This is a genomic window from Rhodanobacter sp. DHG33, from assembly GCF_014843005.1.
In the GTDB taxonomy this organism is placed as follows: domain Bacteria; phylum Pseudomonadota; class Gammaproteobacteria; order Xanthomonadales; family Rhodanobacteraceae; genus Rhodanobacter_A.
Genome location: NZ_JACYXM010000002.1, coordinates 104359 through 118426, shown reverse-complemented (window position 1 = coordinate 118426; position 14068 = coordinate 104359). Strand labels below are relative to the sequence as shown.

General features: G+C 67.3%; 16 protein-coding genes. 9 read left to right on the top strand and 7 right to left on the bottom strand.

The features are described from left to right. Positions 1–31: 31 nt before the first annotated feature. A complete protein-coding gene (gene fdxA, locus IHE46_RS03475) occupies positions 32–355 on the top strand; it encodes a ferredoxin FdxA (protein WP_192163240.1) in 324 nt (107 codons plus the stop codon). 128 nt (positions 356–483) lie between these two features. Here the strand turns inward: fdxA and IHE46_RS03470 are convergent, their stop codons facing one another. Both IHE46_RS03470 and dapA read right to left on the bottom strand, forming a co-directional pair. Further along, positions 484–1044 carry a hypothetical protein gene (locus tag IHE46_RS03470; protein WP_192163239.1) on the bottom strand — a complete coding sequence of 187 codons (561 nt, stop codon included), beginning with the start codon at positions 1042–1044 and terminating at the stop codon, positions 484–486. A gap of 52 nt (positions 1045–1096) precedes the next feature. Next, on the bottom strand, positions 1097–1990 hold the full coding sequence (dapA, locus tag IHE46_RS03465; protein ID WP_225562781.1) for a 4-hydroxy-tetrahydrodipicolinate synthase: 894 nt from the start codon (positions 1988–1990) through the stop codon (positions 1097–1099). A 116-nt stretch (positions 1991–2106) separates the two neighbouring features. On the opposite strand from dapA, the gene IHE46_RS03460 reads away from it, so the two are divergent. The 7 genes from IHE46_RS03460 (at position 2107) to IHE46_RS03430 (ending at position 7971) form a co-directional block, all read left to right on the top strand. Further along, positions 2107–2667: an ACT domain-containing protein gene (locus IHE46_RS03460; RefSeq protein ID WP_225562780.1), complete on the top strand. Its 561-nt coding sequence runs from the start codon at positions 2107–2109 to the stop codon at positions 2665–2667. 103 nt (positions 2668–2770) lie between these two features. After that, positions 2771–3232, top strand: coding sequence for a peroxiredoxin (locus IHE46_RS03455; RefSeq protein ID WP_192163237.1), 462 nt, complete (start codon positions 2771–2773; stop codon positions 3230–3232). A gap of 82 nt (positions 3233–3314) precedes the next feature. Then, positions 3315–4694, top strand: a complete 1380-nt coding sequence (locus tag IHE46_RS03450; protein WP_192163236.1) for a PhoH family protein — start codon at positions 3315–3317, stop codon at positions 4692–4694. Next, positions 4688–5473 (top strand): bifunctional hydroxymethylpyrimidine kinase/phosphomethylpyrimidine kinase, encoded by a 786-nt coding sequence (gene thiD / locus IHE46_RS03445; protein WP_192163744.1) that lies wholly within the window; start codon positions 4688–4690, stop codon positions 5471–5473. The genes IHE46_RS03450 and thiD overlap by 7 nt, the downstream gene beginning before the upstream one ends. 76 nt (positions 5474–5549) lie before the next feature. Beyond that, positions 5550–6488: an aspartyl/asparaginyl beta-hydroxylase domain-containing protein gene (locus IHE46_RS03440; protein WP_192163235.1), complete on the top strand. Its 939-nt coding sequence runs from the start codon at positions 5550–5552 to the stop codon at positions 6486–6488. A 59-nt stretch (positions 6489–6547) separates the two neighbouring features. Then, on the top strand, positions 6548–7465 hold the full coding sequence (gene sigJ, locus IHE46_RS03435; RefSeq protein WP_192163234.1) for an RNA polymerase sigma factor SigJ: 918 nt from the start codon (positions 6548–6550) through the stop codon (positions 7463–7465). 44 nt (positions 7466–7509) lie between these two features. Next, on the top strand, positions 7510–7971 hold the full coding sequence (locus IHE46_RS03430) for a carboxymuconolactone decarboxylase family protein (protein WP_192163233.1): 462 nt from the start codon (positions 7510–7512) through the stop codon (positions 7969–7971). Between the two features lie 25 nt (positions 7972–7996). On the opposite strand, the gene IHE46_RS03425 is transcribed toward IHE46_RS03430, so the two are convergent. Continuing rightward, the gene (locus tag IHE46_RS03425; protein WP_192163232.1) at positions 7997–9079 is read right to left on the bottom strand and encodes an acyltransferase; all 1083 of its coding nucleotides are present in this window, start codon (positions 9077–9079) and stop codon (positions 7997–7999) included. A 358-nt stretch (positions 9080–9437) separates the two neighbouring features. Here IHE46_RS03425 and IHE46_RS03420 point away from each other — a divergent pair, with 358 nt between their 5' ends. Beyond that, positions 9438–10826, top strand: coding sequence for a serine hydrolase (locus IHE46_RS03420; RefSeq protein WP_192163231.1), 1389 nt, complete (start codon positions 9438–9440; stop codon positions 10824–10826). Here IHE46_RS03420 and IHE46_RS03415 read toward each other — a convergent pair. The 4 genes from IHE46_RS03415 to grxC form a co-directional block, all read right to left on the bottom strand. Continuing rightward, a complete protein-coding gene (locus tag IHE46_RS03415) occupies positions 10792–11940 on the bottom strand; it encodes a helix-turn-helix transcriptional regulator (RefSeq protein WP_192163230.1) in 1149 nt (382 codons plus the stop codon). The two genes, IHE46_RS03420 and IHE46_RS03415, sit on opposite strands and share 35 nt — an antisense overlap. 123 nt (positions 11941–12063) lie before the next feature. Beyond that, positions 12064–13077, bottom strand: a complete 1014-nt coding sequence (locus IHE46_RS03410) for an isocitrate dehydrogenase (protein WP_192163229.1) — start codon at positions 13075–13077, stop codon at positions 12064–12066. A gap of 225 nt (positions 13078–13302) precedes the next feature. Further along, positions 13303–13704 carry a carboxymuconolactone decarboxylase family protein gene (locus IHE46_RS03405; protein ID WP_192163228.1) on the bottom strand — a complete coding sequence of 134 codons (402 nt, stop codon included), beginning with the start codon at positions 13702–13704 and terminating at the stop codon, positions 13303–13305. Next, positions 13701–13964: a glutaredoxin 3 gene (gene grxC / locus IHE46_RS03400; protein ID WP_192163227.1), complete on the bottom strand. Its 264-nt coding sequence runs from the start codon at positions 13962–13964 to the stop codon at positions 13701–13703. The genes IHE46_RS03405 and grxC overlap by 4 nt, the downstream gene beginning before the upstream one ends. Between the last annotated feature and the right edge of the window lie 104 nt (positions 13965–14068).

Here is a 14068-nt window from a genome sequence, read left to right as displayed (position 1 = left end):
TTGCCAACGCCCAACGCTAGAGCCACACCCCATGACCTTTGTCGTCACCGACAACTGCATCAAGTGCAAGTACACCGACTGCGTGGAAGTCTGCCCGGTCGATGCGTTCCACGAAGGCCCGAACTTCCTGGTGATCGACCCGGACGAGTGCATCGACTGCACGCTGTGCGAGCCGGAGTGCCCGATCAACGCGATCTACCCGGAAGATGACGTCCCCGCCGGCCAGGAGGGCTTCGTGGCGTTGAACGCCGACCTGGCGAAGGCATGGCCGGTGATCACCGAGCGCAAGGACGGCCTCGCCGACGCGAAGGACTGGGAAGGCAAGCCGGACAAGCTCAAGCTGCTGCAGCGCTGAGACCCGGCACGACCTCGCGATCCGCCGTGATCGCGAGGATCAAACGACAGTCATTCTTGGCTGCCACACACAAGAAAAATGCCGCCCGAGGGCGGCATTTTCGTGTGCTTGCCGGAACAGCAGGACGATCAGCTGCCCATGCCCTTCTTCAGCGCATCGATCAGCTTGGCCACCGCACCCTCGTCGCCGCGCACGCGCACTTCGCTGGCGCTGCCGCCGCTGGGGTTCACGGTGACCTGCACCGCATGCGTGGCGGTGTCGGAGGCGCTCTTGTCGTGATGGAACATGCGACCGAAGAAGCCGCGCTTCTTCGCCACCGCTTCGCCGCCCACCACGTTCACCATATAGCTGTGCGAGGCGTCGTCATGGCTGGTCACCTGGCCCGCGCTGCCCGTTGCGGCCAGCTGCTGGCCCACCTTCTGGTAGGTGCTGTCGACGTCGCCCGACACCACGAAGGCATCCGAGATCTCGCCCGGCACCGGGGCCGCCTGGGTCTGGCCCGCACCCGACGGCGGGATCACCAGCGCGGCCGTGGCCGGCGGCGTGTCCATGCCCGGCGGGATTTCCAGCGGGGATTCCTGCTTGGCCGTTTCCCACGCCTTCGTGGATCGGAACATGCTGCAACCGGAGAGCAGCAGGCCCGCAAGGGCCAGTGCCGGCAAGGTCACGAGGAGCGAGGATTTCTTCATGCTAGGGAATTTCCGTGGAAGGGTCGTTGATGGCCGCCGGAGCGGCTTTCGATCAGGCAGCGTGTGCCAAGGATGCCAGACTGGACAGCGCTTCGCGCAAACGGGCGCGATCCGGGCCTTCGGCCAGCTCCACCAGCGGCAGCCGCGGCAGCGCCGAACCCAGCCCCAGTTCCGGCAGGCCTGCCTTCACTGCGATGGGGTTCGGTGCGCAGTTCAGCGCCTGCACCAGGGGCGACAGCGCCTCGTCGCAGCGTGCCGTGGCAGCGCGGTCGCCGCCAGTGGCCGCGTCGCACAACGCACGGAACGCCTTGGGCGCCAGGTTGGCCACCACCGAGATGGTACCGGCCGCGCCGGCCAGCATGGCCTGCCCGGCCGTGCCGTCGTCGCCGGAGAGATAGACGAAATCCGGGCGCACAAGTTCCGCCAGCGCCGCGATGCGCTCGGCGTCGCCACGCGCCTCCTTGATGCCGACGATGGCCGGATGCCCGGCCAGCTGCGCCACCGTCTCCGGCAACAGGTCGCAGGCGGTGCGGGCGGGCACGTTGTAGAGCAGCACCGGCAGCCCGCCGTGCTCGGCGACTTCGAGGAAATGCCGCCGCATGCCTTCCTGCGTGGGACGCACGTAGTACGGCGTCACCACCAGCGCGGCGTCGGCGCCCAGGGACTTGGCGCGGCGCGTAACCGCCACGGTCTTCGCGGTGCCCGCCTCGCCGGTGCCGGCGATCACCGGCACGCGACCGGCGACGTGTTCCACCGCGAAGGCAAGCAGGCGGTCGAACTCGTCGTGTTCGAGCATGTGCGCCTCGCCGGTGGAACCGGCCACCACCAGCGCCTGCGTGCCGCCGGCAAGCTGGTGGTCGAGCAGGCGTGCGAACGCCGGCAGGTCGAGCGCGCCGTCGGGCGCGAACGGCGTCGCCAATGCGCAGATGCTGCCGCGAATGTCCAAGGTCGGGTACCGCTCAAGAAACCAGCCCTGCATGTTACTTGCGGGCTTGCAGGAGCGGCAAGTAAGCTGGCCGACGCGATTCCCGCGTCGCGCGGGTTCCGGCACAGGCCATTCCATTGAAATCGACGCCCCCCGCCCGTTCGGGCAGCGACAATCAGCTGCTGATCCACGCACTGACCTCGGCCACCGACTCACCGCTCACCGCGCTGACCCGCCGCATCGCCGACGCCGGCTGCGCCCTGGCCGAATCGCGCGTGGCCACGATAGGCAACGAGGTGTCGATCATGCTGCTGGCCTGCGGCGCCTGGGATGCCCTGGCCAAGCTGGAGACGGCGCTGAGCAAGCTGGCGCGCGACGAGAACGTACGGCTGGCGCATTACCGCACCACGCCGCGCGAACCGAATTCGCATCTGCTGCCCTACATGGTGGAGATCATTTCCGCCGAGCGCCCCGGCATCGTGGCGCGCATCGTGGAGTTCTTCAGCCAGCAGGGCATCAGCGTGGAACAGCTGCACTCCACCCGCTACCAGGCCATGCAGACCGGGGCGGAGATGTTCCAGGCGCAGTTCACGATCGGCATTCCGTCCGACATCCACATCGCCGCCTTGCGCGACGATTTCCTGGAACTGTGCGACGGGTTGAACCTGGATGCCATCATGGATCCGGTGAAGTTCTAGGATGCGCCTGCGCGGGCTGCCTGACAAGGCTGTCTCCGTCACATTCATCGCGCTAGTCTCTCCACGCACAGCAGCGAAACCCCACCGGGTTTCCGGAGAGACCATGCCAGACATCGGAAAGAAGGCCCCCGCCCTGAGCGGCACCATCGGCGACGGCAGCACGCTCAAGCTCGCCGACCTCAAGGGCCAATGGATCGTGGTGTATTTCTACCCCAAGGACGCCACCCCAGGCTGCACCAACGAGGCGAAGGACTTCCGCGACCTCTACCCGAAGTTCCGCAAACGCAGCGCCGAGGTCGTCGGCGTCTCGCGCGACTCGGCGAAATCCCACGCCAACTTCGCCGCCAAGCAGGAACTGCCGTTCCCGCTGGTGTCCGACGCCGACGAAACCTGGTGCAAGGCCTTCGACGTGATCCACGAGAAGGTGCTTTACGGCAAGCGCCACATGGGCGTGGTGCGCAGCACCTTCCTGATCGCCCCGGACGGCAAGCTCGCCGCCGAATGGCGCGGCGTGAAGGTACCGGGCCACGCGCAGGCCGTGCTCGACGCCATCCCCGCCAAGTGACCGCACCCCTTCAAGACTCCACCGCCGCGGCATCCGCCATGCCGCGTCCCCTTCGTACTGTCCCACGCGAGGTTCCTGCCGCATGACCGCAAGCAAGCGCATCTACGTCCTCGATACCAACGTGTTGCTGCACGACCCCACCTCGCTGTTCCGTTTCGAGGAACACGACGTGTTCATTCCGATGACGGTGCTGGAGGAGCTGGACGAGAAGAAGAAAGGCGGCTCGGAAGTCTCGCGCAACGGCCGCCAGGTCAGTCGCTTCCTTAACGAGCTGATCGTGCGCGGCAACGGCCACGGCATCAGCAACGGGCTCGAGCTCGCCAACCCGCAGGGCGTCAACCTCAAGCGCGGCGCCGCGGTGGGGCGGCTGTATTTCCAGCAGCGCACCAGCGCCAACCACGGCAAGGCGGACAACCTGATCCTCGCCGCGGTGATCGAACTGCGCGACCAGAATCCCGAACGCTCGGTGATCCTGGTCAGCAAGGACATCAACCTGCGCATCAAGGCGAAGATCTACGGCATCGACGCGGAGGACTACGAGAACGACCGCGCGCTGGACGATTTCGCCCTGCTCTACACCGGCTCCAACGCGCTGCCCGAGAACTTCTGGGATTCGCATCCGGAAGTGGAATCGTGGAACGAGCGCGGCCGCACCTACTACAAGCTCGACCGTCACGAAGACGAGGACTGGCACCCCAACCAGTGTCTGTACCTGCCCGGCGAAGGCGGCGTGGAGCTGCGCGTGCTCAAGCTGGGCGACGACAAGGCCACGCTGGCGCTGATGGACGACCACAGCCACGCCAACCACCACGTCTGGGGCGTCGCCGCGCGCAACCGCGAGCAGAACTTCGCGCTCAACGTGCTGATGGATCCGGAGGTGGATTTCGTCACCCTGCTCGGCACCGCCGGCACCGGCAAGACCCTGCTGGCGCTGGCCGCGGGCCTGGCGCAGGTGATGGACCAGCAGCGCTACCGCGAGATCATCATGACGCGCGCCACGGTGAGCGTGGGCGAGGACATCGGCTTCCTTCCCGGCACCGAGGAAGAAAAGATGACGCCGTGGATGGGCGCGCTCACCGACAACCTCGAAGTGCTCGCTAACCCCGAAGAAGGCGGCAGCTGGGGGCGCCAGGCCACCAACGACCTGCTCGCCTCGCGCATCAAGATCCGTTCGCTCAACTTCATGCGCGGCCGCACCTTCCTGTCGCGCTACCTGATCATCGACGAGGCGCAGAACCTCACGCCCAAGCAGATGAAGACCCTGATCACCCGCGCCGGCCCCGGCACCAAGATCGTGTGCCTGGGCAACGTGGAGCAGATCGACACGCCCTACCTCACCGAGACCACCTCCGGCCTCACCTACGCGGTGGACCGCTTCAAGCAGTGGGAACACTCGGCGCACGTCACCCTGCGGCGCGGCGAGCGTTCGCGGCTGGCGGATTTCGCGTCCGAGGCATTGTGAGAAATGCGCCTCCCGTCGCCCTCACCATCGCCGGCTCCGACTCCGGCGGCGGTGCGGGCATCCAGGCCGACCTGAAGACCTTCCATGCCCGTGGCGTGCACGGGCTGTCGGCCATCGCCGCGATCACCTCGCAGAACACGCGCGGCGTGACCGCGGTGCACCCGGTGCCGCTGGCGCACATCCGCAGCCAGATCGCCGCAGTGTTCGACGACTTCCCCATCGGTGCCGTGAAGACCGGCATGCTGGGCAGCGCGCCCATCGTGCGGCTGGTGGCGCGCGAAATGGCCGCGCGCAAACCGGCATGGCTGGTGGTCGATCCGGTGATGATCGCCACCAGCGGCGCGCGCCTGCTCGACGAAAACGCCATCGCGCTACTGGTGAACGAGCTGATCCCGCTGGCCGACGTGCTCACGCCCAACCTGCCCGAGGCCGAGGCGCTGCTGGGCTATCCGATCCGCAATGCGAAGGATGGCACCCGCGCCGGCAACGAACTGCGCGAACTGGGCGCCCAGGCCGTGCTGCTCAAGGGCGGCCATGGCGACGGTCGCGAAGTGGTGGACCGCTACTTCGACGCGCGCGGCGTGATGGAACTGCGACATCCGCGGTTGAAACTGGAAGCCCACGGCACCGGCTGCACGCTGGCCTCGGCAGTAGCCGCCGAACTGGCCAAGGGCCAGTCGCCCCGCAACGCCGTGCGCCGTGCCGTGGCCTATGTACAGCGCGCACTGGCGCGTGGCTACCAGCCCGGTGGCGCGCCGCTGCGCGTGCTGGCGCATTGACCGCAGGCCCTGCGGCGATTCACGGCGCGGGCAGTAGAATGTCGCTTCGTCCCGCCGCCCTGCGCCACCCGAACCGATGACTCCGCGCCTCGTCCTGCTGACTCTGATCCTGCTGTTCGCGCTGTGCGTGCTGCTGGTGCACCTGCGAGGGCGCGCACGGCTGCGCTTCGACCGCCAGCTGGTGGACCACTCGGCGATCTTCGCGCCGTACAACCTGCTGATGTACGCGTTCTCCGCGGTGCCGGCACGGCCCATCCTCGACCGCCGCGGCTTCCCGCAGCTCGACCTGCTGCAGGCGAACTGGCAGACCATCCGCGAGGAAGCGCTGTCGCTGTTCGACGAAGGCCATATCCGCGCTGCCCATGGCGGCAATGACGCCAGCTTCAACAGCTTCTTCAAGCAAGGCTGGAAGCGCTTCTACCTGAAGTGGTACGGCGAGCCGCTGGCCTCGGCCGAGACGCTGTGCCCGAAGACCGTGGCGCTGCTGAAATCCATCCCCAGCATCAAGGCGGCGATGTTCGCCACGCTGGCGCCCAACAGCCGGCTCAACCCGCACCGCGATCCGTTCGCCGGTTCGCTGCGCTACCACCTGGGCCTGATCACGCCGAATTCGCGCGACTGCCGCATCTTCGTGGACGGCGAGGAGCACGCCTGGGGCGACGGCAAGGACGTGGTGTTCGACGAGACCTACGTGCACTGGGTGGAGAACAAGACCGACCAGACCCGGGTGATCCTGTTCGCCGACGTGGAACGCCCGCTGCGCACGCGCTGGATGAGCGCGATCAACCACCGCGTGGGCGCTTTCATGGGCAAGATCACTGCCTCGCCGAACACCGAGTCGCCGGAAGAGAAGACCGGCTTCGTCAACCGCGTGTTCGCGCTCAACCAGCGCAACCGCGAACGCAACCGCGCGTTCAAGAAAAAATATCCCAAACTGTTCCGCGCGCTGAAATATCTGGGCATGGTGCTGCTGGCATGGCTGATCGTCTGCGCGCCGTGGCCGTTCGTCCGCTGAAGCCGTAACGCCGGGGCTCCCTCGCGCGTCCTTGCTGCGATCCCTTCGAGGAAACCGCCATGGATACGCAAACCGCACTGTTCCAGCAGCACCGCCAGCGCCTGTTCGGGCTGGCCTACCGCATGCTCGGCACGCCCGCCGACGCGGAGGATGTCCTGCACGATGCCTGGCTGCGCTGGCATGCGCAGGACACGGCTACGCTGGACGATCCGGAAGCCTGGCTGGTCACGGTGACCACGCGCCTCGCGCTGGACCGCCTGCGCCGCGCAAAGACGGAGCGCGCGCATTACCCCGGCCCGTGGCTGCCCGAGCCGCTGGTGGAAGAGGATGCGCAGCCAGCCGCCGAAACGCCCGAGGCAATGCTGGAACGCGACCAGACCCTCACCCTCTCCTTCCTCACCCTGCTGGAGCGGCTGGGACCGGACGAGCGTGCCGCCTTCCTGCTCAACGAGGTGTTCGACTACAGCCACGCCGAGGCAGCGGCCATCCTCGGCATCACCGAGAACGCCTGCCGCCAGCGCGTGCATCGCGCCAAGGCGCACCTCCGCGAGGATCGCCCCCGCTTCAGCGTGGACGCCCGCGCCCAGCAGCGCCTGCTGCAACGCTTCGTGGCCGCGATGCAGCAGCCCACGCTGGAATCGCTGCAGGCATTGTTCGCCGAAGACGCCGTGCACGTGAGCGACGGCGGCGGCGTGGTCTCCGCCACGCTGCATCCGCTGCACGGCGCCGAACGGCTGGCGCGGCTGTACCTGCAGATCGCCCACAACACCCGCCTGCAGCCGCTGCGCTACGACATGCTCACGCTCAACGGGGCGCCGGCCCTGCTGGCCTGGTCCGGCAGCACGCTGACCACCGCCATCTGGGTCGAGGGCGACGGCGAGCGCATCACCGCCATCCACGCGCTGCGCCATCCGGGCAAGCTGGCGCGCCTGGCGGCGACGGTAACGAATCCGCAGCCCGGCACGTCCTTGCATTGAACGGCCGAACCCGGCCGCTATCCCCACTACCGAGGAGTCGCCCCATGACCCGTTTCTCCATCCAGCGCCACTACGCCACCATGCAGCCGCTGATCCAGCTCGGCCAGGAAATCCGCGAACGCGGCCACCTGGACGGCAAGCTGGTCGAACTGGTGCTGATGCGCTGCTCGCAGATCAACGGCTGCGCGTTCTGCCTGGACATGCACAGCAAGGACGCCCGCGCCGCCGGCGAGACCGAGCAGCGGCTGTACCTGCTGCCCGCCTGGCGCGAAACCACGCTGTACAGCGAAAGCGAGCAGGCCGCGCTGGCGCTCGCCGAAGAGCTCACCGAACTGCCCTCGCACGAGTCGGTATCCGATGCGCTCTACGAACGGCTGCGCCAGCACTTCGAAGAGGCCGCCGTGGTCGACCTGGTGCTGCTGATCGGCATGATCAACACCTGGAACCGGCTCAACATCGCTGCGCGCACCGTGGGCGGCAGCTACAAACCCGCCGCGCGCCACTGAAAACCTTCGGGCGCCTGCGCAGGCTTCAGCCATCCGTGCGCAGGCGCCCGAGTGCCGACCGGGCCTTGGCCTGCACCACGCCCGATATGGACTTCAGCCGGAGAACCGGCCGCTCGACCAGATGCCACGACAGCATCGCCAGCAGCATGGCCAGCGGCCAAGCCAGCAGAACATTGCCCGCGTGCGACAGTTGCGGAGCGAGATGCGCTACCAGTTGCTGCATCGGATAGCCCCACAGGTACAAACCATACGAGTAATCGCCGAAGCGCAGACAACCGAGCCATGGCGATGCGTAGCCGAACGCGAACACGAAAGCGGCCAGCGCCAGCGAGAAAACGAAGGGATAAAGCGGTGTCGCGCGCAACAGCCATGCCAGCAGCCCCAGCGCCGCCACGCACCACCAGCCCACGGGAACGCGCTTGCCATTGACCCAGCAGAACACGCCCAGCGCGAAACAGCCTGCCAGGCGCAGGAACGAAGCCAGTGGCACCAGCGGCACATGCGCAGGTGCCAGCAGCCCGCATACCAGCAGAGCGGCCAGCAACAGGTTGCAGCACCAACGCCGTGACAGGATGCCGAGCACGCCTGCCAGCGCCACCCAGAGGTACATGCGTACCTCGGCGGGCAAGGTCCAGATCGAGCCGTTGACGACCGCCAGTTTCGGGTTGTCCCTGAACACGCCCGGCAGTTCCCAGGCCATGCCCTTGCCCAGCTCGATGTTCTTCGACACGTAGTGCAGCACGTCGTGGCTGCGGTAGTAGTCATGCAGCGGCATGGCAGTGCACGCGGCGCCCAGCACGAAAGCCGAACCCAGCAAGCAGGCGATGTAAGCGGGATAAATGCGCAGTAGCCGCGCCCACAGGAAATCCGCCAGGTGCCGCCGGCGCAGGTAGCTGCCGGCGATCATGAAGCCGCTCACCACGAAGAACACGTCCACCGCCAGGTCGCCGGAGTAACTGCCCCAGCCCATCCGCACAAAGATGTCCGGCCAGCCCTGGCCGCCGGTGATGGCGGGGGCATGGCCGTACATCACCAGGCTTGCCGCCAGCAGCCGGAGCAGCAGGAAGTTGTCGCGGCCACCGTTCACGCCATCGGCAATGGTGGCCATGCCACGTCCCGCCGGAGGATGCCCTCCACCCCGCACGTTCGACAGCCACTTTCTTGCGTTCATGCACTTCCCTGTCGATCGACGCCCGGGCCAGTGGCGTACCGGCAGGCAGATGCGCATCTTAGAGCCTGTCCGCCGCATCCGACCGGCGCCTGACACGTCCGAACCGGCCGGATCGCACCTGCAGAAACCGTGCTGCCGTACGGTTCCGCCGCCTCGGACGAGACCAGCGACGCAGCACCGCATGCTTGCGCCCACCAACGCACGAGGGCTGCCGCATGCACGAACGATCCGCCATCCGTCCCTACCCATCCGTCGCCGCGACGGCAGCACAATCGTGAAACGAAGGAAGAGCCTCATGACCGCACGTATCCTGAAAACCGCCCTGGCTGTCCTGCTGGCCGTCCTGCTCCTTGGCGCGGCCTGGCTGGGCACGGCCGGCCGGCCCCTGATGCTCCTCGCCACGAGCTCGGTCAGCCACGGGCTGTGCGATGCCGTCTTCGTCAGCCATGTCGATCCCGAACGCGTGTTCCAAGAACAGCATGCGCCGCAGATGGACGGCATCGCGTGGGCGATACGCTGGCACGTGGATGCCGCACAACACGAGGCGAATGCCAGCGTGCTGGGCGCCTTCGGCGCACGCGCCGTATTCCGTCCCGGCCTGGGCTGCCTGCTGATGCATGGCGACGGCCCGGTGCCCGAGGCCGCGGGTTTCGAGCCCGCGCCCATCGCCAGCCCCTATCCGGAGCATGCGGTGGCATCGGACGACCCCGCCATCCGCCGCGCGCTGGACCGTGCCTTCGCCGAGCCCGATCCCGCGCATCCGCGCAACACCAAGGCCGTCGTGGTGCTGCACGACGGCCAGCTGATCGCCGAGCGCTATGCCACGGGCTACGGGCCGGATACGCCGATCTGGGCGCATTCGCTGACCAAGTCGCTGACCAGCGCGCTGATCGGCATCCTGGTGCGCGAAGGCAGGCTGCACCTGGAACAGCCTGCACCGATCCCCGGATGGCGGTCCGCCGGCGACCCGCACCAGGCGATCACCGTCGACCAGCTGCTGCGCATGGACAGCGGCCTGCCGTTCGACGAAACCGTCGGCGCCCTGAGCCCCATGACGCGCATGACCTTCCTGGAAGACGACATGGCCGGTTATGCGTCGCGGATGCCGCTGGCCCATGCGCCCGGTACGGCGTGGGGATACAGCAACCTGGGTTACGCACTGCTAGGCCGCATGGTCACCGATGCGGCGGGCGGCAGTGCCGTGGACGCCGAACGCTTCGCACGGCGCGAGCTGTTCGCTCCGCTGGGCATGACCCATACCACGATCCAGACCGATGCCGCCGGCACCCTGATCGGGTCGAGCGACGGCTACGGCACGGCGCGCGATTTCGCCCGCTTCGGCCAGCTCTACCTCGACGACGGCGTGGTCGACGGCAAGCGCATCCTGCCCGAGGGCTGGGTGGCGTACAGCCACTCGCAGACGCTGGACACCGGCTACGGCGCAGGCTTCTGGCTGAACATCAAGAACGACACCCGGGTGCCGGTGTGGGACGCGCCCTGGGGCATGCCGCAGCTGCCGAAGGATATGTACTACGGGCGCGGCGCGTTCGGGCAATACGTGGTGATCGTGCCGTCCGAGCGGCTGGTGGTGGTGCGCATGGGCATCTCGCTGGATTACGGCGACGACACCGGCGACCTGGTGGCCGCGATCATCGATGCCCTGCATCGTCGGCCGCAGCCTTGAGCGGTGCGGCCGTCTTGCGATAACTGCTGGGCGTGTCGCCCACCTGGCGCTTGAATGCGGCATTGAAGGTGGACTTGGAGGTGAAGCCGCAGGCATAGGCAATGTCGAGAATGCTGCGCGTGTCGGCGGCATCGGCAAGGCAGGCGCGTGACGCCTCTACGCGCAGCCGGTTGATGTAGTCCCAGAAGGTGCCGCCGAAACGGCGGTTGATCACCGCCGACACCAGGTACTCGGGATAGCCGCTGCGCTTCGCCACCTGGCCGATGGTCAGCGCAGGCTCCAGGTACAGCGGCGCAGCGCTTTCCATCAGCGCTGCGAGGCGCGCCTGCACCGCGTCGTAACGCGCATCGTCAGGTTCGCTGATCGTGGCGGGGGCGATGGTTTCGTCATCCGCGGGTTCGGCCTCCGGCTCGACCGCCAACGGCGGCTGCCCCAGGCTGAACCAGCCCACCACGCAGATCCAGCCTGCGATGGCGCCGAACAGCAGCCCGTAGTTGAGGATCGGCAACTGCACCAGAGCCTGCACGATGGCGATACACCAGATCACGACCTGGCATGCCGCCATGGTGTCGATCCAGCGCAGGGACAGTCGATCCGCGTCGGAACGCCGCTCGCGCAGGTACCGGCGATAGCGGTGCACCTGGACCAGCGCCGCCGCCACGTAGGACAGGCTGTAGACGAACAGCGCGAAATCGAACCAGTGGCCGATCGAGCGCTCGCCCGCGATCCAGCTCGCCGACATCGCCTGCAGCCGCGCCGTACTCGCCAGCAGCACGTCGCCGGTGGCAAGCACCATCGCCGCAAAACCGAGCAGGTGCCGCACGTCGCGCCAGCGGAAGCCCTGCCCACGGGTCAACGCACGCACGTAAAGGAAGAACAGGCTGCCATAGAGAAAAGGGAACAGCGCCACGAAGCGGTAGGCGCGGAACCATTCCGGCGACAGCGTGTGCCAGTAGGCCGCCTTCATCGCCAGATCGATGCCCGCCAGCGCCACCCACACCGCGAGCAGGCGGTTCGCCTCGCGGTTGGCGGAACGGCGCCACAAAGCCAGCGACAGCAGCGCGGCCTGCACGGCGGCAGCGATGTAGACGAAAACCCAGAACGCGATGTCCATCGGATGGTCTATGTAGAAGCAGCGGAAAGCAGGAAGCACCCATGCTAGCAACCGTTCCGCATGATCCAGAAACGGCAAGGCCGCGGGCGATGCCGCGGCCTTGTGTGTCGATGGCGCCGGTGCTCAGCCCTTGACGCGCTTCGCGATGGCCTCGCCGAAGCTGGAGGTGCTGCCCTTGCCGCCGAGGTCCGGCGTCACGCTGTCGCGGTCGTGGGTCATGGTGTCGCGGATCGCGGCGCGCAGCTTGTCGCCCTTCTCCACCATGCCGAGGTGGTCGAGCATGTCGGCCGCGGCCAGCAGCAGCGCGCAGGGGTTTGCGATGCCCTTGCCGGCGATATCCGGGGCGGAGCCATGGACGGCCTCGAAGATCGCCGCGCCCTCGCCGATGTTGTCGCCGGGCGCCAGGCCCAGGCCGCCCACCAAGCCCGCGCACAGGTCGGAGAGGATGTCGCCGAACAGGTTGGTGGTGACGATCACGTCGAACTGCTCGGGCTTCATCACCAGCTGCATGCAGGTGTTGTCCACGATCATCTCGTTGAACTCGATCTGCGGGTATTCCTTGGCGACTTCGCGCGCCACGTTGAGGAACAGGCCCGAGGCGGTCTTGATGATGTTGGCCTTGTGCACGGCCGTGACCTTCTTGCGCCCCTTCTTCACCGCCAGCTCGAAGGCGTAGCGCACGATGCGCTCGCTGCCCTTGCGCGTGTTGCGGATCATCGAGATCGCGGTCTGGCCGTCGTCGGACAGCGACTGCCCTTCCGCCAGATACGCACCCTCGGTGTTCTCGCGCACCGTGATGATGTCGATGTTCTCGAAGCGCGCCTTGGTGCCGGGGAAGCTGATCGCCGGACGCACGTTGGCGTACAAATCGAAGTGGCGGCGCAGGGTGACGTTGATCGAGGTGAAGCCGCCGCCGATCGGCGTGGTCAGCGGGCCCTTCAGCGCCACCTTGTGCTCGGCGATCTTGTCCAGCGTGGCCTTGGGCAGCAGGTCGCCGTGCTTCTCCAGCGCCACCATGCCGGCGTCGGCGAAGTCGTAGGCGAGGCCGCAATCCAGCGCGTCGAGCACGCGCAGCGTGGCGGTCATGATCTCCGGGCCGATGCCGTCGCCCGGGATCACCGCGATGGTCTTGCTCATGGGGGAAACTCCGTGGGGAAGAATGCCGTCGATGGCCGCTGCAGCATCCGCATGCAGGGATCGATATCCGCGCAATTATCGCCGATCCCCACGGAGGCGAACAGGCAAGGGCCGGCGCGCGGCGTTGAAAATCCTCGCATGGAGCGTTGCGGGAAATGGCATGCGCCTCACCCCCAATCCGCCATCCCGACTGCAGAAAGGCAACCGGGAAAGGGAAAAAACGCGTCAGCCGCGGTCGGCGCAGGCCGCGTCGGTGGCGGCCTCGCCTTCTTCCAGCCGGTCGAGGAAATCCACCGCGCGACGCAGGTGCGGGATCACGATGGAACCGCCCACCACCAAGCCTACGCTGAAGGTCTCGAAGAATTCCTCGCGGGTGACGCCGGCCTCCTTGCACTGCGCCACGTGGTAGCTGATGCAGTCGTCGCAGCGCAGCACCATCGAGGCGACCAGGCCCAGCAGCTCCTTGGTCTTCACGTCCAGCGCGCCGGGCTTGTAGGTCTGCGTGTCCAGCGCGAAGAAGCGCCGCACCACCTGGTTGTCCTCGGCCAGGATGCGCTCGTTCATGCGCTGGCGGAACGCGGTGAACTCGGCCACGCGATCCTTCTCGCTATCCTGCGTGCCGCTCATGCGGCTTCGCCCAGCAGTTCGGCCAGCTTGCCGCTGCGGTCGGCGGCCACCAGGTCGTCGTAGCCGCCCACCAGCTGGTCGTTGACGAAGATCTGCGGGACGGTGCGACGGCCGCCGCTACGCGCCAGCATGGCGTCGCGCTGCGCGGGGTCGGTATCCACGCGGATGTCTTCCCACGCCAGGCCCTTGGCCTTGAGTAGGTTCTTGGCCGCCACGCAGTACGGGCATACCGCGGTGGAATAGACTTCGATCTTGGACATCGCGAAACTCCGGTTGCCTGCGCAGGAGATGGGGGCAAAAGCCCATGGAACAAGCTTCAACGCGGGCGGTCAACTGAATAACGAAAGTGCGGCATGGATGGCCG